This window comes from Leptospira soteropolitanensis, from assembly GCF_026151655.1.
GTDB classification, from domain to species: domain Bacteria; phylum Spirochaetota; class Leptospiria; order Leptospirales; family Leptospiraceae; genus Leptospira_A; species Leptospira_A soteropolitanensis.
Genome location: NZ_JAMQPN010000008.1, coordinates 1 through 24,648, shown reverse-complemented (window position 1 = coordinate 24,648; position 24,648 = coordinate 1). Strand labels below are relative to the sequence as shown.

The 24,648-nt window shown below is 37.3% G+C and carries 21 protein-coding genes; 8 read left to right on the top strand and 13 right to left on the bottom strand.

Annotated elements, in window-relative coordinates; all coding sequences use genetic code 11:
- Positions 1 to 52 precede the first annotated feature (52 nt).
- A complete protein-coding gene (locus ND811_RS15250) occupies positions 53 to 775 on the bottom strand; it encodes a lysophospholipid acyltransferase family protein (RefSeq protein ID WP_265352966.1) in 723 nt (240 codons plus the stop codon).
- 1 nt (position 776) lies between these two features.
- A complete protein-coding gene (locus tag ND811_RS15245; RefSeq protein ID WP_265352991.1) occupies positions 777 to 1,067 on the bottom strand; it encodes a hypothetical protein in 291 nt (96 codons plus the stop codon).
- 261 nt (positions 1,068 to 1,328) lie between these two features.
- On the opposite strand from ND811_RS15245, the gene ND811_RS15240 reads away from it, so the two are divergent.
- A complete protein-coding gene (locus tag ND811_RS15240; RefSeq protein ID WP_265352967.1) occupies positions 1,329 to 1,814 on the top strand; it encodes a DUF4468 domain-containing protein in 486 nt (161 codons plus the stop codon).
- A gap of 15 nt (positions 1,815 to 1,829) precedes the next feature.
- Here the strand turns inward: ND811_RS15240 and ND811_RS15235 are convergent, their stop codons facing one another.
- The 4 genes from ND811_RS15235 to ND811_RS15220 form a co-directional block, all read right to left on the bottom strand.
- Entirely contained in the window at positions 1,830 to 2,105 is a 276-nt protein-coding gene (locus ND811_RS15235) for a hypothetical protein (protein ID WP_265352968.1), read from the bottom strand.
- 43 nt (positions 2,106 to 2,148) lie between these two features.
- The gene (locus tag ND811_RS15230) at positions 2,149 to 3,717 is read right to left on the bottom strand and encodes an adenylate/guanylate cyclase domain-containing protein (protein ID WP_265352969.1); all 1,569 of its coding nucleotides are present in this window, start codon (positions 3,715 to 3,717) and stop codon (positions 2,149 to 2,151) included.
- A 13-nt stretch (positions 3,718 to 3,730) separates the two neighbouring features.
- Positions 3,731 to 5,116 (bottom strand): MFS transporter, encoded by a 1,386-nt coding sequence (locus tag ND811_RS15225; protein WP_265352970.1) that lies wholly within the window; start codon positions 5,114 to 5,116, stop codon positions 3,731 to 3,733.
- Positions 5,117 to 5,183: 67 nt separating this feature from the next.
- Entirely contained in the window at positions 5,184 to 6,986 is a 1,803-nt protein-coding gene (locus ND811_RS15220; protein WP_265352971.1) for a SpoIIE family protein phosphatase, read from the bottom strand.
- Between the two features lie 409 nt (positions 6,987 to 7,395).
- Between ND811_RS15220 and ND811_RS15215 the strand changes: the two genes are divergently transcribed.
- Positions 7,396 to 9,087: a methyl-accepting chemotaxis protein gene (locus ND811_RS15215; RefSeq protein ID WP_265352972.1), complete on the top strand. Its 1,692-nt coding sequence runs from the start codon at positions 7,396 to 7,398 to the stop codon at positions 9,085 to 9,087.
- A 30-nt stretch (positions 9,088 to 9,117) separates the two neighbouring features.
- Entirely contained in the window at positions 9,118 to 9,549 is a 432-nt protein-coding gene (locus tag ND811_RS15210) for an OsmC family protein (protein WP_265352973.1), read from the top strand.
- Positions 9,550 to 9,650: 101 nt separating this feature from the next.
- Here the strand turns inward: ND811_RS15210 and ND811_RS15205 are convergent, their stop codons facing one another.
- The 3 genes from ND811_RS15205 to ND811_RS15195 are packed head-to-tail and all read right to left on the bottom strand — an operon-like array spanning position 9,651 to position 12,682.
- On the bottom strand, positions 9,651 to 10,088 hold the full coding sequence (locus tag ND811_RS15205) for a hypothetical protein (RefSeq protein WP_265352974.1): 438 nt from the start codon (positions 10,086 to 10,088) through the stop codon (positions 9,651 to 9,653).
- Positions 10,089 to 10,092: 4 nt separating this feature from the next.
- Complete coding sequence (locus ND811_RS15200) at positions 10,093 to 11,358, bottom strand: acetyl-CoA acetyltransferase (RefSeq protein ID WP_265352975.1); 1,266 nt, start codon at positions 11,356 to 11,358, stop codon at positions 10,093 to 10,095.
- A gap of 13 nt (positions 11,359 to 11,371) precedes the next feature.
- On the bottom strand, positions 11,372 to 12,682 hold the full coding sequence (locus tag ND811_RS15195) for a 3-hydroxyacyl-CoA dehydrogenase NAD-binding domain-containing protein (RefSeq protein ID WP_265352976.1): 1,311 nt from the start codon (positions 12,680 to 12,682) through the stop codon (positions 11,372 to 11,374).
- A gap of 608 nt (positions 12,683 to 13,290) precedes the next feature.
- Here ND811_RS15195 and ND811_RS15190 point away from each other — a divergent pair.
- Both ND811_RS15190 and ND811_RS15185 read left to right on the top strand, forming a co-directional pair.
- Entirely contained in the window at positions 13,291 to 13,902 is a 612-nt protein-coding gene (locus ND811_RS15190; RefSeq protein ID WP_265352977.1) for a hypothetical protein, read from the top strand.
- Positions 13,899 to 14,402: a hypothetical protein gene (locus ND811_RS15185; protein ID WP_265352978.1), complete on the top strand. Its 504-nt coding sequence runs from the start codon at positions 13,899 to 13,901 to the stop codon at positions 14,400 to 14,402. The genes ND811_RS15190 and ND811_RS15185 overlap by 4 nt, the downstream gene beginning before the upstream one ends.
- 211 nt (positions 14,403 to 14,613) lie before the next feature.
- On the opposite strand, the gene ND811_RS15180 is transcribed toward ND811_RS15185, so the two are convergent.
- The 4 genes from ND811_RS15180 to ND811_RS15165 all read right to left on the bottom strand — a co-directional run bounded on the left by ND811_RS15180 (position 14,614) and on the right by ND811_RS15165 (position 19,801).
- Positions 14,614 to 15,102 carry a DUF2721 domain-containing protein gene (locus ND811_RS15180; RefSeq protein WP_265352979.1) on the bottom strand — a complete coding sequence of 163 codons (489 nt, stop codon included), beginning with the start codon at positions 15,100 to 15,102 and terminating at the stop codon, positions 14,614 to 14,616.
- A gap of 342 nt (positions 15,103 to 15,444) precedes the next feature.
- Positions 15,445 to 16,380: a tRNA dihydrouridine synthase gene (locus tag ND811_RS15175; protein ID WP_265352980.1), complete on the bottom strand. Its 936-nt coding sequence runs from the start codon at positions 16,378 to 16,380 to the stop codon at positions 15,445 to 15,447.
- A gap of 12 nt (positions 16,381 to 16,392) precedes the next feature.
- Positions 16,393 to 18,156 carry a thiamine pyrophosphate-binding protein gene (locus tag ND811_RS15170; RefSeq protein ID WP_265352981.1) on the bottom strand — a complete coding sequence of 588 codons (1,764 nt, stop codon included), beginning with the start codon at positions 18,154 to 18,156 and terminating at the stop codon, positions 16,393 to 16,395.
- Between the two features lie 28 nt (positions 18,157 to 18,184).
- Positions 18,185 to 19,801, bottom strand: coding sequence for an FAD-binding dehydrogenase (locus ND811_RS15165; protein WP_265352982.1), 1,617 nt, complete (start codon positions 19,799 to 19,801; stop codon positions 18,185 to 18,187).
- Between the two features lie 611 nt (positions 19,802 to 20,412).
- Between ND811_RS15165 and ND811_RS15160 the strand changes: the two genes are divergently transcribed.
- The 3 genes from ND811_RS15160 to ND811_RS15150 all read left to right on the top strand — a co-directional run bounded on the left by ND811_RS15160 (position 20,413) and on the right by ND811_RS15150 (position 24,320).
- Positions 20,413 to 21,273: a hypothetical protein gene (locus tag ND811_RS15160; RefSeq protein WP_265352983.1), complete on the top strand. Its 861-nt coding sequence runs from the start codon at positions 20,413 to 20,415 to the stop codon at positions 21,271 to 21,273.
- An 86-nt stretch (positions 21,274 to 21,359) separates the two neighbouring features.
- Entirely contained in the window at positions 21,360 to 23,774 is a 2,415-nt protein-coding gene (locus ND811_RS15155; protein WP_407658915.1) for an LA_1737 family protein, read from the top strand.
- A 6-nt stretch (positions 23,775 to 23,780) separates the two neighbouring features.
- Positions 23,781 to 24,320: an NADPH-dependent FMN reductase gene (locus ND811_RS15150; RefSeq protein ID WP_265352984.1), complete on the top strand. Its 540-nt coding sequence runs from the start codon at positions 23,781 to 23,783 to the stop codon at positions 24,318 to 24,320.
- Positions 24,321 to 24,648: the final 328 nt, after the last annotated feature.

Here is a 24,648-nt window from a genome sequence, read left to right as displayed (position 1 = left end):
AAGATATTGTGGATTTGGGGTCAATACTCGGCCAATTTGAATTGGCATTCGATTATTTTTTCAGATAATCTACTTTTTGCAATTCACCCATTCTACGTTTGGTCTCGTTCGAAACCTCCACCATACCCTTGTCAAGAGGCAGGTGGGCGTAAGTGTCGTATTTGATCACTTCCCCAAACACCACATTGATTTTTTTATAAACCACTCGGCGTTTGATATCACAAACTTCTTTGGGCATCCCCATAAAGGCACGAACCAAGGGAGGGATTGGGTAATCGGTGACTGTTTCTTCTTCTGGGATGATCACAGTGGGAAGGATGTCCACTTTATTGCGAAGGCTAAAGGCGGCAAATCCAGAATGGAAATTGGCAAGTGGTGCAGAAAAATCGTTTTGCACCATATAGTCATGGCCTTCTGGAAAAATCCCAAGCACGTCTCCGTTTTTAAAGACTTGTTGTACCTTTTTGATACTGGCCATAGAGATATTACCATCGATGGCCATAGGAATGGTTCCTGTTTTTTCTACCAGGTCTTTGAAGAGAGGAATGCGAGTGGTATACTCTGCAGCAATCCAAGAAATAAATCTTGGGAACACAGAACCAATTACGAAAGGATCCATATCGCTTCTATGATTGCACGTGAGAATGAGTTTGCCATTCGGCACAATGTTATGGTAACCGTAGACTGTTGTGTTTACTGCCAAATTGAAGAACGGAGTTACAAACTTTTTGATGTTCTCAACATTCTTTTTGACTTGGTCTACGGTGTTTTCCATTTCAATCTCCTAAGATTTTTTGCCACCAAGATTTGGTAGAAGATTCCCCGGTGGGAGTTCTGACGTCTTGGTTCATTCCGCTACTAGTATTCGAATCTCTCGGATCAGTGGCGAGAGGCTCTCTACGTTTTTTTCCGACGTGGGGGCTCGGAACAGTTCTTTTAATCTCTTCTAGCTCTTTTTGAGCAGATACATTCGTTTTTAAAAATGCACGGATTTCATCCCATTGGGGATCAAAATCATTTCCGTACATGGCATAATTCATAAGATCAATACGATCAAAATCGGGCATGTTCAAGATTGAAAGTGATGCCCCGACAAATTCAATCCAATTTTTATTTGAGCACTGTAGAATGGGGGAGGGCAATTCCGAAAATATAAAGGTGAGAGATAGAATCGAGTCCAAGAGACATAAGATCAAAAAAACAAACCAGAACACATCCCTTTTGCCTCCGAATGTAGTGCCCTTCCCTGTACTTCCCAATAAAGAGAAAATTTTTCATCTTTATGAAGATTTGTTTTGCGAGCCGGGTGACGAAAGGGAAGCATTGAAATGATGCCAAAAAGACTCCTCTTCGTTGCTTTCTTTTTCCTTATCTTTCAGAACTCTATGTGTTTGAAACTTTGGATTGTATCATCCAAATACCGAACCACAGAAGACTCAAGAGACAACAAATCCTATCAAAAAACCCGCAGTTATCTAAAAGCCAAACAATGGTTGGAATACAAATTAGATCCGGAACTTTCTAAAATTGAATCGGAAAACCAAGAGACGGGAGAGCTGAAAGGCATCGGTCTTATCAAATGTTACGTTCCCTATGGAATAGGGGAAGTAGACGCTAACGAACACGAATTTGAGTATGTGATTAAGGTGCAGGACGGACATGCTGATTTTCAGGTGAATAAGATCTTTTCCTTCATTCGGGATCCGAATGATATCATTTTGAATTATGGGCCTAAAAATGAAAAGGTGGCCAAAATCACTATTCGTTCTTGTTTTAGGCCTCTCATGGATGATTTTTTTGAGTTTATCAAATAGGAAAAAAATCTGTGATTAATATCCGAGAGGGTTTCCCACAGTGGAACCCGTAGAACCGTAAGTATTGGTTCCAGTTGCTGAATCAGTCATTCCATGATAGTTTAAATTGTTCGAATTGCCATTGTCAGTGGATGATCTGGAAGATGAATTGGAAGATCCAGAGGATGTATATCCATTCTGTGTCCCATCTCCTTCTAAAAGATCTAAAATATCTTGCCGATTGACCAACTTAATTTCGTTACACGAAACTAAGAAAAGTCCAAACACAAATATACTCAGAACAACCTTCATTCCCTTTCCATTTTGTGAGTTTTAAGAAGGAAGTTCAATCATTTTATTCTGCTCCAGAAAAAGAATAAATCCTTTCTTTCGATTCCCTTCCTTTGAGCTCGTATTCTCCTTCAGAATGTAGTTGGGATCGAATCCTTTCCGGTAAAAGTGCTGTTGTATTTTCTGTAAGGAGGAGGTTTTTTTTCAGACCTTTGCAGAGACCCTCCACGCGAGAAGCAGTGTTGACGGTATCACCAATGACTGTAAATTCCATTCGATTGGCAGATCCAATATTTCCCACAAGAAGGCTGCCTGTGTGGATTCCAATTCCCATTTTTAGTTCTGCAAGCCCTTCTTTGAGAAACTGTGCATTGAGTGCATCTAGATTCTTTTGCATTTGCAGGGCAGTTGCAAACGCTCGTTCGGCGTGGTCTGACATTGGCATAGGAGTTCCAAAAACCGCAAGAATTGCATCCCCAATAAATTTATTGATAAATCCACCGTGGATTTCAATGGCATTACTCATTTCCTGAAAATAACGATTGAGGATATATAACACTTCTTCTGGTTTTCGTTTTTCTGAAAGTTTTGTAAAGTCTCTCAGGTCAGAAAACAGAATGGAAGCTTCTACCACCTTACCACCTAAACTATGTTCATTGGAGAGGAGGTAATCTCTTACTCTTGGGTCTACAATCCTACCAAAAGTATCTTTAATCCTTTCTCTTTCGGCAAGACCTTCTGCCATTTCGTTTACTGCGTCACCAAGAAGCCCCAATTCATCGGAACTAAAAATTTTAACTCTAGTATCGAATTTTTGTTCTTTGATAAGTTCTGTTGCTTTTTCGATTTGGTTCAGCGGGTGTTGTAAACTGGATGCGAAGGACATTGCAAAGGCAAAAGAAAAAACAAGCATGATTGCAATGACTTCAAAGAGAACATCATTATGTATAAGTTCGTGAAGATTCAGAATATTTTGGTTTGTTCGAAGTAATAAACCGAATATGAGAAGAACTATTGGAAAAAGGGTAGATGCTGCCCAAAAAATAAATTGTTTTGTGACAATGGAGAATTGTTTTCCATGAGCATATTTCCCGAGGCCTCCTTCAGGAAAAACACAGGGAATGATTAGAAGTTTATTTAAATAGGTTGTTGTGGCATAAGAAAAAGCAAAAGCAAAAAGTCCCCAAAATCCAAATAAAATAGAGACAGTAATGATACTTTGTTGGGGAGCCTCAGGAAAGAGTGTATCGATACGACAAACACTGAGGAAATTAGAAAGTTCCCAACCTATAAATCCTAAAATACTAATCGTCAATGGTGAGTGGACGATTCTGTGACGAGCTCTTTCTTCTGAAATAAAGTTACAACTTTTGGTAGAAAAAAGAAATTTGGCAATTGGCAAACTATAAAAAAACAAAATGAGCGTTATGATCGGGAATGGAGCCCAAGTGAATACGGATAATGTTAAATCATTTTTGATTTGTGTAGCTTCAAATAATGCCAAGAACTTATCCGGTAAAAATGCCGAGGCTGTATAATTAGCAAATAATAAAGTGAACAAACAGGCGCAAAAAGGGACAATGAAGTAGATCAATAAAAATGCGATGAATTGTAAGGTGCGGCCAGGTTTCATATAGATATCTTCTTTATACCTTGGATCTCTTTTTATTACGTTTCAATAAGATTCTTTGGACTTGCATGTGTTTTGTATCGCTTAATGGGAAAAATAAAAAAAGTAAGGAACCCAAAATAAAAAAGAACCCTACACCTGGTCCAAAAATTATGGCAAGGCGGAATCCAACTTCCTCCGATTGTGTAACTGCTCCGTTTTGAAATCCAATCATATCTAGCAAAAATCCAGTGATTGCAATTCCGAATGCTTGTGAAAATTTAACACCCATCTTCCAAATTCCAAAATACAAACCTTCCCTTTTTTCGCCAGTTTTGAATTCATCGTAATCTACAACATCTGTTAGGATAGAATCCATAATGAGTATTGAACCTGCACAGATTCCACCAACAAATGCTGCGATGAGAGGAGGGCGTAATTCTCCATAAGGGAACAGAGGATAGACGATGACAGTAAGAACCCCTAATCCAAAAACTCCAAGAAAAGCAGGGATCTTTTTACCAATTTTTTTTGCGATCCAAACCCAGAATCCAATAGAGAGAAGGAGCACTAGGAAAAAAGGCAGAAGTATATTGATTACTACAAGTGATTCTTTGAGGCCTAGTCTATATTCATAGTAATAGAGAGCGATGGCTGAATTGAATGTTCTTCCGATTGTTGCAATGATAAAGGCAAAAAGTAAAATTAGAAACATTTTGTTTTTTAAAACAGATATAAACGCTTTAAAAAATGGAATTTTTTGTTCTGGTTTTTCTTCGGTTTGATCTTTCCCTTTTGTTACAAGAAAGGTAATGATGGAGGAAAGCAAAATGACTAGAGATACTATTTCTCCTGCAGTTGTGCGTGAGAGAATAATGTTTTCTTTTGAGAATTCATCACCTAAGGTTTGTAAAATAGCCGCGGGTACAATCATCCCAATAAGCATTCCAATATTACTAAAGAACAGTCTCCATCCAAACACAGAAGTCCTTTCATTTCGTTCGAAACTAAGTTCACCGCCTAAGGCAATATGTGGAACAGAAATAATGGTCATGGCAGTATTTACAAAAAGATAAACGGATAAAAGATAGGAAAACTTCCCAATTTGTGTAGTTAGGTGGGGAGGGGAAAAGAGAAGGAGAACTGCTAAAGAAAGTAAGATTCCACCTAAAAGTATATAAGGCCTTCTGCGGCCCCATTTTGTATGGGTATGATCTGATATTCTTCCCATAAGCGGGTCACTCACTGCATCCCAGATCACCGAAATGGAAAGGGCAATGCCTGCCAAACTTGAGTTTAGACCTATTATTTCTGTGTAGTATTTTAAGAGGTAAATTTGGGTAAAAAGTTGAACGGCTGTTATACCTGTTTCGGCGAGTCCATATCCCATTTTTATCGGGAGTTTTAGTTTTGTTTGGTTCATTTTAGAATCAAGTATTGGACTATCGGAACTCGGAGTCTGGAGTTAGAATTTGACAGTCACCTTTGGATTATGGAATCGTTTTGGGCAGGTAACTGATTCGGATTAACGAAATGTCGTCTATAATTTGACCTAGGGATTCAATTTGTTTTGTAATCGCAAGTAGGTTCCCTTGTGTCGACTCAACCATTCGGAGAAAATTCTCTTCATCAGAGTGGACCTCCCATTTTCCAGACGTATCCAAATGTAAAATGTCATCCTTTCCGTCAGACCCAATGATCAGTACATCTCCAGGTTGCAGTTGGAATTCTTTGATATTTTGAATGGGTGCGGCTCCTAATGTGCCGAGTTTTCTATACGATACATCAGCTTGTAAGTATTCAGCCTTTCTATTTCTGTATAAAACGATAGGGGGATGCTCTGCATTTAAAAAATACAGTTTCCCGGTATCCTCTTCTAATAAACCCATTGTAAGTGAAACGAGCATAGTTCCATCAAAGGCTTCAAAGATCATATGCATTTCTTGGAGATTGTTTTTTAGCCAATCTTCAGGTCCCAAGGCTTGGTAACCCTGATCCGATTTTGTCCTTTGGACGATGGATTGAAAAACAGCACCAAACACCAAAGCTCCACCAGCACCTTGCATAGACTTACCCATAGCATCTGCATTGGCAAATAATAAGAATCTTCTCTTCTGTAAGGTAATGGAATGGGAAATATTAATGTCTCCCCCTATGTCATACCTTTGGTTTTTGTATTCGAATACTTTTTTCTGCCGGACTAAATGATCCACTTCCAGTTGGTTACTCTCTATATCTTTAATAGCAAGAGGATTTAATAGTTGATAGGTGAGAAAATAATCACCATCTTGTTGGATTTTTAAATTGCTAATATCTTGTAAGGACTTATTGAGCTCATTGGTTCGCTGTTTGACTTTTTCTTCCAACCCTTCATTTAAATTTCTGATTTCCTCATACATTCCTTTTAGTTTGCCAATGACTGAATTTAAGTAAAAGGCTTGTTTGGCAAAATCATCACTAGATTTCGGAGTGACAACCACATCAAAATTTCCTTTTGCGAGTTCTCCCAAAGACCCGCTTGTTTCGTTTAAACCTTCGTTTACAGACTTTGCTACTACATAGGAACAAACAATCAGTGGAATGATGAAAATAAAGGAAACAGTGACAATAGGAATCATTGGATCCTGGACTGCGATTTCACCCATCGCCAGCGAATAGAGAATGTAAGAAAAAATGACAAAGGGAAGAGTTGCCAAACTGAAAAAAGCAACAAGGATCCTTGTGAAATAATTGAACTTTGGAATATCTTTTTCTTGTAGTTCAATGTTTTTGATTTGGGGAAGGTCGAAGAGAGGGCGAATACAACTTTCCGATATGAAATAATACGTTACGAATGATATTGGAGTAATCATTACAAACGTAAAAATTGCTGAACGAAGTACTGATGGCATATAAGCCACTAAATAAAAGAATAAAAAACTAATTGGTATTACACCAGATAACCAACGTATTACGATAATAATTGCTTCTAATAGAGGGTATCGGAATAATAATATTTTTACGGATTTAGCATAATCCATTTCTTCTTTGGTTAAAGTGGAAACTCCTGGTGTTGCGATGGGTATTCTTTCTATTTTTGCGAAGACAAATTTAACAAGGAGGTGGCGAACAAAGGTACCAAGTAAACCTATTCCTGTTGCAAATACCACACAAAGGGCAATGAAGATTTTCCAATGTTCTGGCTCCATTTTTTGAGTGATGATGGCATAATATACTGCAAAAGGTACAGGAACCGTGTGAGTGAACGCTTCGAGTTTTAGGGTGAGGTCCCAGAATATAGTTTCTCGTTTCACTTTGCCACCTGGCCTAACCTTCCCGCCTTCCTCCATAGAATGGAGGACCAATACATAAAAGTCAAGTCGAAGGGATGGATTTCTAAATAATCTTGTGTGTGGTCTGTTGTTTCAAAGTTGTCCTTTCTTTTGATTGAAACTTGTTTATCAATGGATAGTTTGAGATTTTTAACTTAAACTATAGAATACAGATGGTGCGTTCATTCTGAGCAATAAAATATAAACTAATGGATGTTATGTATTTATGGTTTGAAATGGAAAATCATTTTCGGTTTAAGGCCTTCAAAAAAGAACAATGTTAACTTGCCGTCTATTGTTTGGATATTGGAAAATCCTAAATTCCGTATTTGGATTGCCTATCTTCTAAATAGTACTTTGACGGCAAAATGCGCTAGAATACAAAGAAATCATGCGCAAGAATCTGCCCATTACTGATACAGAAATCGAATTCCAAGAAGGAACCAAGATCACTTCCAAAACAGATCTAAAAGGGATCATCACCTATGTGAATGAGGATTTTTTGCGCATTAGTGGGTATACTGAAAAAGAGCTCATTGGGCAACCTCATAATTTGATTCGTCATCCCGATATGCCAAAGGCTGCTTTTCAAGATATGTGGGATACCATTAAGACCCAACATTCTTGGGTAGGCATTGTTAAAAACCGATGCAAAAACGGTGATTATTATTGGGTTGATGCAAACGTTTCACCGATCTATCAAGATGGACAACATGTAGGTTTTATGTCTGTCCGTACTAAAGCTACAAAAGAACAAATCCATAAAGCGGAAAATCTTTACGCTAAATTGAACGCTGCCAATGGGAAACCAGAAACCAAAGACCAAACAAAAGTCGGTTTATCGTTGTCTTCAATTTTTATTATACAAACTATTGTTAGTGGTCTTTTACTCGTTTTATTTTCCTTAAAAACACATACTAGTTTTGTTTTTCTTAATAACCCAATCATTTCAATCTTTGGGTTTAGTTTATTTCTTTTGATCGTAACTTTTGGTTTTTTATCCATTCGCAAAAATAAAAAATCTTTTTTAAAAGTGAAAGAATATCTTGAGAATTTATACAACGGAAAACTTAAGTTTGATGTAGTTTTTGAAAATGAAGGAGAATATGCTCCCATATTTCCAATGATCAAAAAAACACAATTTGAATTTCGAGGAATGATTTCTCAATTGATTGGGAACGCCGAAATTGTGAAAACACAAATTAGATCTCTGACTTATGCTGTGGAACATATTCATATTGCATTTCAAGAATTGTCTAAGGCTATGTTTTCCTTGGCTGATTCTAGCATTGTGACTCGTGAAAGTTCTGATAGTATCTTTCTAGAATTAGATTCCTTAAACCAACTAATTTGCAATATACGAACAGAAGCGAATGTGGTACAATCAGAATCCACAGAGTCATATCATTTTTCCTTAGTGGGGAAAGATTGTTCTGATAAAGCAATGACACAGTTTCAAAAAGCGAGAAAACAAATTCTCAAAACGTCTGAAGTCATTAAGGAACTTGGTGAAAAAACGAAGGCGATACGAAAGATTACAGAGACGATCACAGCAATTTCTGAAAAAACAAATTTACTCTCTTTAAATGCTTCCATTGAATCGGCAAGGGCCGGGGAAGCTGGAAGAGGATTTGCAGTAGTCGCAGGGGAAGTGGGGAAATTGGCAGAACAGTCCAATCAATCAGCCAAAGAAATTTCTACATTCATAGCTGAGTTGACATCAAAAATTTTACAAACGGTCTCTGATATACAAGAAGGACTTGGTGAAGTAGAGGTGGGATCATTAGAGTTTGAAACGGTCCAAATGGAAATGAGTAAAATTTTAAAGAATGCTGAAGAAACAAAAATCAGTGCAGAAAAAATTAATGGATCAACAGAAGGCACAGAATCGATGTCAGGAAATGTTTTAGGAAATATGGAGAAAATTCAAACGCAATTGATCAACACTTCCGCCATTGTAGAAGAGTTATCTGCTGCAGCAAACGAACAAAAACATACCATCGGAGCCATTGAAGAATCCATCACAAATTTAGGATTGGTTGCGGATAGATTGGACTCAGTTGCTTTCCGTTTTCAGTTCTAAGGATTTGAATTTATTATATAGGAAATTGTGATGACTAACCTTGACCAAATTGCAAAATCAAAAATGGAATTTCATGTGGAAACTTTACGTGTTGATTCCCATACGAGTCTTTCTCGTTGTAAATCGGCAGAAATTATTTTAGATACGGATATGGCGGGAAATCCAAATGCATTTAATCCAGCGGAGTTGTTACTTTCTGCCCTTTCTGCCTGCATCATTAAAGGAGTGGAAAGAGTCTCTCCCATCCTTCATTTTCAATGGAAAGGGATACAAGTCATCGTAGATGGAATTCGCCAAGATGTACCACCTAAAATGGAATCGATACGCTACCAAGTCATTGTGGATACAGAGGAATCGGAGGAACGCCTGCATTTGTTACACGAAAATATAAAAAAATATGGAACTGTGTTTAACACCATTGCACCAGGTACTCATTTGGTTGGAGAAATTCGAAGAAAATAAAAAACCCAAAGTTTCCTTTGGGTTCAATGATTCAAATTTCAGTTTGAATTAAATCAGAAGGAACTAGTTGAAACTTTTTCCTTCCAAAAACTTGAATTGTTTTAGTCTTCCGTATTCCAACCTACCGAATAAATCACAGCAGTGGATATAGTAAAAATGGAGTAGTAGGCTACCCAAACCCAAACAAGAGCCGTTGGTGCAAAGTTTGTAAGTGATAAGGTCCACAACATAGGGGAAACAAATCCAATGATGGATACTAGAATTCCAACAAGGAAACCACCCACAAGACCTTGTGGCAGAGACTCTTTCACGAGTGAATAAAGGAGTCCAAAGGAAAGTGTGAATACTAAATCGCTGAACACAGGTCCAAGCCAGAAAACATCTGTTATAGGAATAAACATAGTTTTGAAAGTTGGATCAAAGTAAAACTTTGAAAAAAACAACATTCTAACTGGAATGGAAACAGCTTCCCAAAATGAAAAGGCAAGAAGGAACCGGATTAAAATCCGATTCCATTTTTCTGTATTCAGCGAATTCACTGGATTACTTACCTAAGATGAACACAAAGTTCGTCGTAGCTGATCCACCAATGTTGAGCATAAGACCGTTCTTTGCTCCTTTCACTTGGTAATCACCTGCGGTGTTTGTAACTTGTTTGTAAAGGTCAAGCATCATACGAACTCCGGACGCACCAACAGGGTGACCCACACCGATAAGACCACCGGATGGATTGATTGGTTTTTTACCACCAAAGTCAATCGTTCCTTCTTCGATCGCGATGTGTTCTTTTCCTGGTTCTGAGATTCCAAAAGCAGAAATCGCAGCATATTCCGAAGAAGTAAAACAGTCATGTGTTTCGAACACATCGATGTTCTTTACATCTAGGTCAGCACGTTTGTAAGCATCTTTTACCGTTTGGCGAGTCCAAGGAAGGATGTATTTGTCTCCAACGGATTCTTGTTTTTTTGCTTCAAAAGTAATTGGTGCGACTCGGTGACCCCAACCTTTTACGCGTGGGATGTCATCAATTTTGCGACCAGTTTTTTTAGCGTATTCTTTTGTGTAATCTTTGGAAGCTAAGATCGTAACCGCAGCACCATCTGTTACTTGTGAACAGTCAGTGATACAAAGTCTTCCACCCACTGCCATATTGTTTGCACCACCACGAGCCATTGCATGTTCTTTGTTCATGAACCATGTACGAGTTTGTGCTTTTGGATTTCGTTTTGCGTTTGCGTAATTGATACGAGAAATTTCAGCAAGTGCGTCCATAAAACGTTCTTCTTTGAGTTCGTATCTTTCTAAGATCACATCTGCAAGTTTTCCGAAAAGTTTAGGGAAAGGAAATTGAACCCCTTTCGCTTCTTTTTCGTAATAGGCAGCAGTTCCAAGAAAGTCACCACCCACAGAAGAAGAAACTGTTTTCATCACTTCCACACCAAGTACAATCGCTAGATCGTAATCTTCAGCGCGGATATGTGTGATGGCAGCATCAAGAGCAACGGAACCAGAAGCACAAGCGGCTTCGTAACGTGCACCAGGAACACCAAAAAGAGCAGGGTTTACTTCTGTTAAAAAAGCACCCAAGTGACCTTGGTTGGCATATTGTTCTGCATCAAAGTTTCCAACAAAAACAGCCACGCGGTTTTCTTTGTTCAATCTTTTGATTTCATCATAACTAATGCCAACTTTTTCAAGAGCATCATCTAATACTTCACGCATCATGGACATGAAGGTTTTTCCTTCTTTGGTCCAGTTTCTTTGGAAGTCGGTTTGTTCTCCGCCTAATACGAATACTTTTTCACTCATATGATACTCCTAATTAACCTTTGAAGAGAGACCTTGCATCAAGTTTGTCGCCAAGTTCGTAGAACTTTTTGCCTTCTTTTGCATCTTTTAAAAGTTTTGGAACTGGTATTTTAGACGCTTCCATTAGCTTAATTGTTTCTTTAGGTCCACCAAGGAAATCAACAAAAGCAGAAGCAGGAACCCAGTTAAAACCGAAACCCATAGCGCCATCAGTGTTTTCTTTTGTATCAACCACTTCTCCTACAAGGGAGAGCGAATAACTGATGTAACGTGAAATGAAGTAACGAGCAATGTCTGCTTCAAAACCGGATGCTTTTTTAACTACATCCATCGCACCTTTGTAATCAGACTCTTTGATTTTTTGGCGAGCTTCTTTGATAAAAGGTATATCAAATTTTGGATACGGATCGTACTCACCAGTTTTGATATTGTAAACAAACTTCTCACGTTTTCCATCTGCGTGTTTCACAACTTTAGTGAGACCGCCACCAGATTTCATACCAAGTTTACCGGCATCGATTAACTTTTGGAAGTAACCAGGAAGTTTGAATGTTTCGTGTGCTTCGTCTTTTGTATTGTCGTAGATATTGTCTACGATGGCTTTGTGAACATCAAGTCCTACGAAGTCAGCAGTTGCAAGTGGTCCCATCGCTCGTCCCGTGTAACCAGACATGATTTCGTCCATAAGGGCGATTCCACCTTTGTCAGCATACTTTTCTGCAAAGTGAGCCACTTCGTTCATCAACTGAAATCCTATACGGTTTCCAGCGAAAGCAGGAGTGTCGTTTGTATACACCACAGCACGGCCGAGTACTTTTTCTAAGTATTCACCTAACGCTTGTGTGACTTTTTTATCATTTCCTGCGTGAGTGACGAGTTCACAAAGGATCATTTTATAAGGAGGGTTAAAAAAATGCGTACCGTAGTAGTGTTTTTGGCCATCTTCATCGTAAGCTTTAGCCAAACGACCGATAGAAAGTCCAGAGGACACAGTGGAAACGATGGTTCCCGGACGGCGAGCCTTGGCAATACGAGCATTGATCGGTTCTTTGACTTCGTAACTTTCCGCCACGAGTTCGAATACCCAATCTGACTCTGCGACAGCTTTTTCCAGATCCGCATCGTAGGAACCAGGGATCATTCTTGCGCGAATAGTATCCGTTTTTACGGATGCGACAGCGGCTTCGATACCCTGTTTTGCTTTTTCAACATCTCTAGCGAGCATATGGACTTTAGCACCACCGAAGGCAGCAATGACGCCCGCACTTCCGGAACCCATGGCTCCGTTGGCACCTAAAATCGTGACAGTTTTGATTTCTCTCATGAAGGAATTTCCGAATCTAATTTTTACTTACCGTTCTAGAAAGCCAAGGTGACAGGAAAATCGTTTTTTTTTGTCAGATTTGTTACAAAAGAGGGTCGAAGGGGCTGGGTGGTGGATTTGGTCTCCCCGCCCTGATCTCTGGGTGGGGAACTAGACCCGCCACCCAATGGTTTCCTTCTATCACGACCCGCTTTCTTTGGCACGCCACTTCCCAAAATCTCCCATTTTAATTCTGATAAGTTCATAGTTTTAGCTCTGGGCGCCCGGGCGGGCCCATTCGGGGTCCGCTTACGCTCCCGTCCTCGGTTGCATTCGCCTCCTCGGACCAAGCCCTTCAGGTCCCTGGCGCAGTGAGGATGGTTATCAATTGAGAACTAAAATTTCGAGTATGAATTATTTAGAATATGATCCTTCCTTTTTTAAGAAACGTAAACTTTTGCAGATTTAAAGAATTAGAGTCAAAATCATTTAAGGATAGCATGATATTATAATGTTTTTTGATGTACAGGTTGGAGTAATCCTAAATTTAACCTTTAATATTTGAATTAATATCTGTTATTTTTTGAAATAAATTTGACCTAACTATTGTTTATTTCTACATTTGGCCAATGAATTGGAAAGAAAAACAATCTCTTAATTTGTTCGTATTGATTTCAGTTTTTTGTCTAGGAATTCTATTACATTGCGCTTCCTTTGTGCATTATGAGAATCCAACGTTAAAAAATCAGCCAAAACCTGAAATATTGGAAAAGAAAACTATATTAATAAAGTATTATGGAGATTTCTATGAAAAAGGTCAATTTTCAAAGCATCCTCAAGCAATACCCGAGATAAATGAAAATATAGCTGACATTCTAAAAGAATCTAACATGTTCAAAAAAGTTGTTACAAACGAAAATGAACCTCATGATTTGATCATGTACGTAGAGACGAATATTGATGAAAAAGCTAGTAAGATATTCGCAGTGATTTCTGGTTTAACGGTTCTTGCGATTCCACTGAAAATGGATCAAGATTATCATATGAAAATCTCTTTACTCGATTCTAAAAAAAAGCTATTAGCTTTCAACGAAGAGCGTTTTAACATAGATATATTCGTAGGTTGGATCATTATACCTATTTCGCCATTTTTTTTTACACCAGTTGTTCACTCTAATGCAAATCGAAATGTCATCTATTCGTCCCTAAATCAATGGAAATCAAAAGGAATCATTAAATGAATATTAAATATATTTTTGTTATACTCATTTTGTTAAATTTACATTCTTGTGCGGAATTACCGTCATTTCAGCAAAAGGAACCGAAACAAGGATTGTTAAATCAATCATTAGAGGTGTTAGAACCTGAAACATCCCGAGCAAATTTTAACAAAGGAATTTCTCAGATAGGAATGCGTACGATGATAAGAAAAGGTCTTATCGAATTTGGGCTATTTAAATCAATAGTCAATTTTAATGGGGATCTTCAGCTTATAGTAATTAATAATGAGAAAGATGAAATTCAAGAATTGAATTTTTTAAGCGTTCGACATAAAATAAAGTTAACTTTTACTATATTGAAAGATAAAAGAGAAGTATATAAAAAAGATTTTGACGCTGATGAGGTTGCCACTGGTACTGAAAAGTTCATTTATATAGAAAGAGTAAGGTACGCAACTGAAAAAGCTACCCATCGTTGTTTAGAACAATTTTTAGAGGATATCTCCAAACAAAAACTTTGAACTCACAGGTAAGTTTCCAAAAGTTTTGTATAAAATTTAGAATAAAATCCCTGCGCCAGCGGTAGTAGCGGAAATCCTTTCGCAACGCGAAAGATTGGAGCGGATAACGCGGTCGATTTTGGAAAAATTAAAAGTCAACTAACGGATTCGAGGCGCCCAAAAGGAAATTAAAAAATCCTTTTGGGGAATTGTTTTTCGGTTATTTTTTGCTTTATTTTTCCCGCACTTCTCTTTCCAAAAACTCTGTAAACTCAATTTGTCGGTTAATGAAAGTTAGATTGTATCTACTTTCGTAAAAAAGAAGGGCACTGGCAAGAAATAAACAAATTCCACCTGATAATGCAACCACAGTAGGAATCCAATTTAGATGTTTAGCAAAGGCAAGGGTGAAAGCCAAAGTTAAACTGGAGATAATAAATAAGGATGTCGCCAAATACAAAAATGCCATCGAACGTTGGATGAGCACTGCCCTTTTTTTCTGAACAGAAAGTTGGTGTCTCATGTAAACCATTCGTTCTTTCTGAAAACCTCTTTTGCCCTCTAATAGAATTTCTACTTCCGATTTCAATAGGTTCACTCGATCAAAGATCCTTCCCAGTCTATTGGCTGTAGAAAATATCAAACTGGCACAAGCAGATACAAGGACTGCCGGAGTAATCATACCTGATAGGATTTCAGAGTTGGAAAAAGATTCAAACATAAGGAATAACTTGGCGAGGTTGATTCGTTTTGAAAGGAAAAAAGAGTTTTTGAATGGTTTGATAGGGAAGTTTTTTTGCCTTTCTCCATTCTTGATTTAGAGGCTTGCGATCTAAAATCTAAACTTTTATAAAATACCATATTTCGATCATGGGATTCACTGGGAAAAAATATTGACTAAAGTCTTGGGGGACACTACACCTAACATTGAATAAATACTGGCATCTACATCCGAATAATAAAAAAAATTTCCCTATGTATGGAATGAAACTTTTTTGAAAAAAATGACAAACAAAAACCAATTCAAGAATTGAACGAAAATCAAGCAGAAAAATTTTAAGAATTATCTGCCTTGTTTCCAATAAAAGGTAAATTCATCTAGGTTTGTAAATCGTTTTACAATTTCAAAATCTCTTTTTGCTTCTTGGTATTCGCGAGAAAGGTAGTGTAACCACTGTTTGATTCTTCCGCCTCGACTTCTGGTATCCACTGTTTTTTCCAAATTCAGCCAATACAGATATAGAATCTCTTTGATTTCATCCCAAGATAGGTTTTGGTTTCTTTTCCCTCGGATCATTAGGGCTAGTGCTGGGTTGGCAACAGCACCACGACCAATCATTATATCCCGGCAACCAGAAACTTCCTGACATCTTTTTGCATCTTCTGCGGTCCAAATTTCTCCATTGGCCACCACGGGAACATTGACAGTGGATCTGATTTTACTAATCCAATCCCAGTAGGCGGGTGGTTTGTATCCATCCGTTTTGGTCCTGGCATGGACTACAATTTCTTCAGCTCCGCCTTCTTCCAACGCTTTTGCACAAACAAGCGCTTGTTCGGTGGAGTCGTAACCTAACCTCATCTTAGCTGTGACCGGGATATTTGCAGTGACGGCTTTTCTAATGGCTTTCACTATCGCGAACATTAAATCGGGTTCTTTGAGTAGAGCCGCTCCCCCACGGTTTCTATTTACTGTGGGTGCCGGACATCCAAAATTGATATCGATTCCGTAAGCTCCTAAGGAGGCAACCTTACTGGCGTTCTCTGCCATACAGTTAATATCTGAACCTAATAATTGCACTTTGACTGGTACACCAGATCTAGTTCTACAATTTTCATGAAGTTCAGGTACATACCGATAGAACCTATGTGATGGAAGAAGTGTATTGTTTACTCGAATGAACTCACTAACGCACTCGTCAAATCCACCTACGCGTGTGAGTGTATCGCGCAGGCGAAAATCGAGAAGTCCTTCCATGGGTGCCAGTAAGATTCGCAAAACAAAATAGTCCTATCCAGTCACTTTTCGCACAAGGGCCCGGCCAATCATTCGAATTTTTGCAGCGAATGGCAAACGTTTCAAATTGGTGCCAACGATCCCCTGGGTGAATCGAGTTTTTTTGCTGTAATCAATATGCACATCCAAAATCACAGGACGACCTTCTTGGGTTAGGTTCCATGCATTTTTTAAATTTTCAAAAATATCCTCGTTGGTTTCTATACGCAAATATTCTGCACCAGTTGCTAGAGCAATCCCTTCAAATCGTGTGACTCCAAGAACGGTACAAGTTTTGCGATTGTAGGGAACCTGTTGTGCTTGAGCAATTTGGGATAACTCACCATCATTGAAGACGGCAAAAATAACACCAATCTGGTTTCTTTTCGCAGTGCTAATCTCCATACAAGTCATAAGAAAAGCTCCATCGCCGATGATTCCGATAACGGCTTTATCTGGGTTTGCCATCTTTGTTGCAATCGTTGCTGGTACTGCATAACCCATACAATTAAAATCTGTGGGAGAAATCATATGTCTAGGATTATGGATGGGCATGAGTTCTGCTGTTAAAAAAGTATGATTACCATCGTCAACAACAACAAAGCCGTCATCTGGTAATGTGCTACGCAAGGCACTGAAAAACTTTGCCGGATTCACACGATCTTTACTATCATGTTGAAACCATTCTTCTGTATAAGCTAGTTTGTTTTTCGCAATTTCTGATTTGATTTTTTGTTTTCGATCCTCCCGATTTTGTTTCGTTTCTTCTAACTTTGCTTTTAGTCTTTTTACTAACTCGGGTAGGATTAATTTAGCATCACCTGTGATTCCAACTTTAGCAGGGTAATTAGCACTGAGAACTTCGGGATTGATATCAATATGAATTAGGTTTTTGGGTACAGTGACTCCGAAACTGGCAGTAGCAATTTCCGCAAACCGAGTTCCTACTGCGAGTAAACAATCGCATTCAGAAAAAGCTTTCGTAGCGACAGGAACTGCTGCGGCCCCGAAACTCATTCCACAATGTAAAGGATGGTTTCCTGGGAAAGAGCTTAATCCTTGTAAGGTGGTAGAAACAGGGGCACCTAGCAGTTCTGCAATTTGGATTGTGGAGGAAGTAACATCGACCGCACCCCAACCTAAAAATAAACCAGGTGATTTCGCTTGGACTAGTAGTTTCACAGCTTCATCTAAACTGGCAAATGGAAAAGGTACGAGTGTTACAGTTTGTAATTTGCAGTATTCTTTATATGTTAGAAGTTCTTCAACGGATCCCGTATAAAGTTGGATATTCACAGGGATTTCAATAAATACTGGCCCAGGTTCACCCGTTGTGGCAATTTGATAAGCTTTATAAATTGTTTCGATGATTTCTGCTTGTGAATTTATCTTAAAGGTTTGTTTCGTAATAGGCTTTAAAAGAGCATGTTGGTCCATATCGTGCAACTGGTATTTAAACTGTGAATCACTTCGAACACCACCTGCGATGACCAACATAGGAATTCCGTCCAAAAAGGCTTCGCCAATTCCGCTGGCTGCATGAGTCACTCCTGCTGCCGGAACAATCAGTATTGTCCCAATTGATTTGCTAGTTCGACTGATGGCATCAGCCATAAAGGCTCCACATCCTTCGTGAGTAACGAGTATTGGCTGGATAGATTCGGAACTATTTAGTTCATCATAAATTTCTGTATTATGCACACCAGGAATTCCAAAAGTATAACGAACTCCGATTTGTTCTAAAGCATATCTGACTAACCAAGCGCCTGTTTTTTTCATCTACTTATTCTCCCTTATACCTTTAATCTTACTGTGAAATGTTATTCTTAATTGATTTTGCGGCGGCTCTTGCCGTAAGTATACAACCCGATAAAAAAGTTCCTTCTAAAGATTTGAATCCACTTGCGCCACCTCCACCAAATCCAGCTGCCTCACCAATGGCATAAAGTCCTGGAATATGAGCACCTAATGTATCTAATGCGCGACTTTGTAAATCAGTTTGGATTCCACCAAGGCTCTTTCGTGTAATCAATCTAAGTTTGATAGCAATGAGTGGGCCTGCACCTGGATGAAGAATGGGTTTGGGAGAACAAGTGCGTACACGATCGGAACGCCATGATCTTGCATGTTGAATGCGACGTAACTGATCGTCGTTCCAGAGTCCTTTTCCGCGACGTATGACATCATCATACTGGGTGACCTCTTTCTTTAATACTTCATAATCAATTGATTGATCCCCATTTAACTGATTCATTTTATCAGTTAATTCCTGTAAGTTGTTTGCTACGATAAAATGATCACTTTCTTTTTGGAGTTGTCGCACGAGACGGTGATTTCCAAGTAAAACTTCTCTTAAGAAAGATACAAGTTTTCGATCTCGGATCATTGGATTGTGTTCGGAACCAGAAACTGCCAGTTCTTTTGCAGCAATTCGCCAATTCAGAAGTTGCCAAGTGTAGGGTTTTTCTAATCTAGAGATGCGCCGACAAAGTTCGTTGGTATCAAAACCAGTCATCATTGGTTCAGGTCCAATCCTACGCCCCGAATGGTCGAGCCAAAGAGCAGATTTGCAAGGGATTAGGCTTAAACCATGTCCTTCAAATTCTGGATTTGGATTGGGAATCCCCGCAGCATAATTCCACATTTTATCTAAATGGGTGAGATTTCCCCCATGTTTTTTTACGGCATCATGAACTAATCCGTCCGCAAAGGGATGAGAACCATTCAACATTTCTTTTGGTGCCTCACCCCAAGGTTTATACCAATGTTCACGAACCTTCTTTAAACATCCGGTAATGCCACCTGTTGCAACCATCACGTGATCAGCATAAAAACTTAATTCTTTGTTCCCCGTTTTTTCTTGTTCGGCGATACATCCTACAATCCTTCCGTTTTCTTTGATTAAATCGGTAACCTTGTGTTCAAAGATAATTTTTAGATTTTTAGCATGTTTGTGTTTCTTTAATAATTCAACAAAACGTTCCACCAAACGATAACCAGTTCCCCAAAGAACATGATAACGTGGAACAGAATTTCCTCGTTTATACAATCCTCTTTCTACCCAATTGACTACAGGGAAAAAATGCAAGTTTAGACTTCCAAGCCAGTGGAATACCTGTCCAAGACTTTCGTTTACATATTGTTCGGCCCATAGCTTAGGATAAAGATCATTTGGTCCAAAGTCTGCAAAGGAATGCCAATCATCCAAAGCAATCTCGGGAGTATCTTTGATTCCTAAACGTTTTTGTAACGGAGTGCCTACTAGTGCCATACCGCCAAATGATAGTTTTGCGAGTCCGCCTAAATGTTCCTCTGTGTTTCTATCTAGAATTAAAACAGATTTTTCTTGGTTTAAACATTCATATGCTGCCACCAAACCTGCGATTCCTGCTCCGATGATTATGACATCGCTTTTTACGATCACTGAAGTTCCTCCTTCTTACGTTTTAATTACTTAAGAAATGTTCAATGTCGGCTATCGAATGGATCACTTTCCTTGGAATTTTGTGACACATGGGTAACGCAATCTGCATAATATCATTTTAAAATAAACAATTGCGACTCAAATTTTGGAAAAGTGATGAAATTCAGATATTAGAATGAATTTAACAGCTAACAATGAATGTTGTAATTTATAATTATTACTAGAATAGTTCTAGAATGTAATAAAATATTTTCCCTTTGGAATTATCACTTATTTCAATAAGTTAATGGTTTTTTGTTATTTGGTTTGTTATGTTCGTATGTTATACGATAACATAGCAGTTGTTAATCTATATTTTAAAATAGATGGGTGTCCTTTGTGAAAATTTTTAAACGAAGTTCTAAAAATAAGCATTAGTGGTTCAGTGCAGAGTCGCTCTTTTTCTAATCTTTAAAAAAAAGAATTTTCGACATCTCTGGAAGGGAAGGTAAACAATTCTTCATTTTAACATATTTTCATGTGCAAACGGTGGTTAAAACTTATTAATATTAAAATAAAAAATTGATTGTTTTTGATGGTAGGATAATCCTATGTATTGATTGAATCATTCAATGAAATCAAAATTATTATATATTTGTACATTGGTTCTGCTGTTATCTTTTTTTTCTTGTTCTACGCAGACGGTTTATATTCCAAAAGAAAATTTAAATGCTACTTTGATGCCAGCAGAGTTCGTAGAAAAATTAGAATTTTCCGAATTACTTTTGCCTGTTGTTTCGGAATCGATAGAAAGACCAGATGATCATGGCATCATTTATTACGGGATTCTTCGTGATAAGGAAAATAAACGCATTGTAAGGAGTATTACTATCCTTGTGGATTCAAAAGATATGGATTTGCAACCAGAAGAGTATCTCTACTATCCAGTGTACTATGCGATCAATGTATCAAAAAATCTTTCCATTAGTCAGACTCTTCGGAGCGAATATGATATTCGAAGAGCTAATGAAAAATCGCCCGTTTATATGCCTGTATATGCTACTTCCAGTGTGGTTGCTTTAGCTGCCCTTGGAATTGTTTACATTGCTTTTACTGGAACAGCATTGATCTTTGGGATGGGAAAAGGAACCTATGAATTCACGGAAGATGTGATGGAAGGTATTGTAGTATCTAAGGAAGAAATTGTATTAGGCTTTAATGATTATCAATATGATAAAGAAGGACGTTTGGTTAATGTATCGACATATCTTCCTTATCGTTCTATTTCAAAATCGGTAATTCCTTTGTATGATCGTACTGGAAAAAAACAAATTGGTCAAATGTATCCTTCTTCGAAACCTATTTTATTATCAGAAATAAATTACAAATACTCAAATAACAAAGCCACCTCAAAAATTCCCAAAGCGGTGGAAATTATAGAATATATTCCTAAGAGAAATAAAAAGTGGATGAGGCTCCCCATCAAAGATTGATTTAAATTAATCAAGTTATTTCTTTGCGTAAAAGTAATTACTATTACAATGGCCTCATTGTTAAAGGTGTTCTTGTTTGTATGGTTATTAAATTCTATCGATTTGTTTTAGTTTTTCTTTTTATTACCTTTCCACTTGGAATTTTCCCTAAAACTTGGCCTGATCTTGAAGCGGAGAAAGAAATCAAAGTTTATGGGAGTGAGAGGAGTGCTAAGTTTACAGCGAGTAACATTTTTTATGACGTAGAAAATTGGACAAACCACTATTCGGTTCGGGCGTTTGGCTTCTATCGTTATTATGATTACCCAAAAGCAAAAACAAAATCTCTATTTCCATTTTATTACCATATCCAAAGTAAATCCGATAACCGTGAATACAAACGAATCCTAAATATAAATATAACAAAAGAAAGAGATGCAATTGACCAATCCTTTTATCCATTCGTTTTTTGGGGTAAAGACAGCAATAAATCCTACCTAACAACAATTCCTTTTTTCTTTTCTAGTTCTAGTGGTACAAATAATAAATTTGGATTTCCCGTGATACCTTTGTTATATTATCAAAATCGAGAAACTTCAGGCGAAAATAAAAACATATATTTTCGTTTGTTGACTTTCTTGCATTTTGAAACCAATGAGAATCAAGGATTACATGAATTTTCTCTTTTTCCTTTTGTCTATTATTCCAAAAATAATTATTTGTTTTTGCCAATTCTTCTTTATTATCAAAACCAAAGGTCAAACGAAAATGAATATTGGATGGGCCCAATCTATTATGCAAATAACAAAGCCAAGGAAGAAAACCTGTTTGTGGCCTTCCCAATCTTTGGAAGATACCGGAAACCTGGGAAGGAGATTGATTTTATTTTTCCTGTTTATCTAAATTATGCGAATGAGGAAGAAGATTATCATATCAACTTATTATGGTATACAAAAACAAATTCAGCAAATGTGAATTTTGCAGCGAACGATGGAAATGTGTATCTTGATTTTGATTTTGGAGTTTTGTATAATTTGTTTGGATATTCACAAAGAACTAAAGTTTTGAGTGGAGGTTCTCTATCTAAAAAAACAAATCCTATAGAATTGAATGATCCAAAACTTGTAAAAAAAAGAGAATTCAATCGTGACAATAGTGATAGTTTTATCGGATATCAATTGCTCTTTGGAATTTTTTCGTATGAGAGAGCAGATTCTAAAAGACACATTCGTTTGTTGCCACTTGCTTGGTTTACTTGGGACGAAGCCTCTAATGATAACGTAGTTTTATTACCACCTTTTTTCCCCATTTGGTTTAGTTACCAAGCCGATGATTTAGAATATAAGATACTCTTTCCGCTCTATGGTAAACAGAAAGACAAGGATTCCGAATTTCGTGCTTATCTTTTGAATGTTTATCTAACGGAAGAAGTCAAAGAAAATAATCGTAAGGAAAGTTCCTATTTTTGGCCTTTCGTGAATACTTATGAATCGGATGTTGGTTCAGGACATCGTATTCTTCCCTTTTACGTCCATAAAAAGGAAATAAAAGAAAAATATAAAATTAATAGTACTTACACTTTGTTTTCTATTTATCAACAAACAACAGGTGTCTCTTCTACTCGGACAGAGTTTTTATTTTGGCCCTTATGGCTTTCTTATGAGGACCGGCAATCATCTCAGTCAGAAAGAGAACACACCGTTTGGATAACTCCTTTTTTTTATAGAAATGCGAGAGAAAGCAGAACAAGAACCAACGTATTATGGTTTATCGATTGGGAATGGTATCAAGAACGAGATATTACTTTTAAGACAAAAACGAAACCTGCGATTCCAATAGAGCAGGATAAAAAACTTTCTCATCTCTTGATTTTTCCTTTTTATAAAACAAATACAAGTTTTTCGGTGATCCCTTTGTCTTTTAATGATTGGAGTGGCGAAGATTTTGCTACTTTTACATTGTTAAATTATTATAGGTGGAATAGGAAAGGTCATTATTATAATTTTTTATATTTAATGGAATCGGAGAATACAGACGATAGTTATCGGTTCCGAAGTTTGGGCGGTTTGTTGTGGGGTTTTGATAAAGGAAAATCGGAGATTAATAGAATTACCTTTTTGTGGTTAGGTTATGATGATAGATCCTATAAAACTACTATCAATTTTTTTCCGATTTTAAGAGTCGCAGACGCAGACAAAGAAAAGTCTCGATTGTATGGACCGTTTTTTTATTACCTTTTTGATTCAGAAGAAGAAAAAACGGAATTGTTACTTGCTGGTCTTGGTTACTATCATAATAAAACTAAATCAGACAATCAATACTCCACCTATGTATTGCTTGGTGCTTTGTATCAGGAAAAAACAGAAATAGAACGAGGTTATATAAAAAGAGGAAGTTTGTGGGGTTGGCTTTGGGAATACCAAACCGAAGACAACGGTTATGAAAAGTTTTCTATCTTAAAATTGTTTTCCTATACCAAAGAGGTAGACGGAACTAAAAAAATTATGGGGATATCTATTTAATCAATTATGTTACAATCAAAACCAAAAATTCTAGCAATATCAGGCGGAATTAGTTCCACCTCTTATAATAAAAAAATCCTTCAGACTTTAAAGGTTAATTATACAAAAGACTGTGAAATCCTAATCTATGATCAGATTGCCAATTTTCCTTTTTTTACTTCTGGAATTTCTGATGAAGAAACTCCAGAGATAGTGAAAGATTTTTTAAAGGAAGTGGAAAAGGCTGATGGAATTTTAATTTGTTCCCCCGAATATGTATTTAGCATTCCTGGCGTCTTGAAAAATGCCATTGAATGGGCAGTTTCTTCTGTTGTCTTTACTGACAAACCAGTCGCATTAATCACAGCTGCTTCCGTTGGTGAAAAAGCGCATGAATCTTTATTATTGGTCTTAAAAACAATCGGTGCTAAGTTATCGGAAAAAACCAATTTATTGATTACTGGAGTGAAAGGAAAGGTTTCTGTTGTTGGTGAAATCATTGATGAGCCAACAGGCATTGCGGTTCATAACTTGATGAATTTCTTTCTGAATTCCCTAAGAAAATAAGTTGAGTAGAGATTATATCTAAATGGCACAATTATTGTAACGGAATAGATTATACCAACTAACTAGGATTCATGTGTATTCGAGTTAGAGAGTGAAATTTTAGAAAAATAAATTATTTCCTTTGTCACTGTAAATAAAATCCTGGATTTGGTTTTTTTATGCCAAGAGTTTGCGCGATATTTGTGTTTCGTTATTTTTATGTATTTTTTTTTATAATTTCCTGTAATGAAAAATTATTAAACAATGCCTGTGATATCAATTCGGAAACTTACAAAAATTCTGTTATAATTTATAATCTATTAGGTCTACAAATTAGTAATTGTTCTGC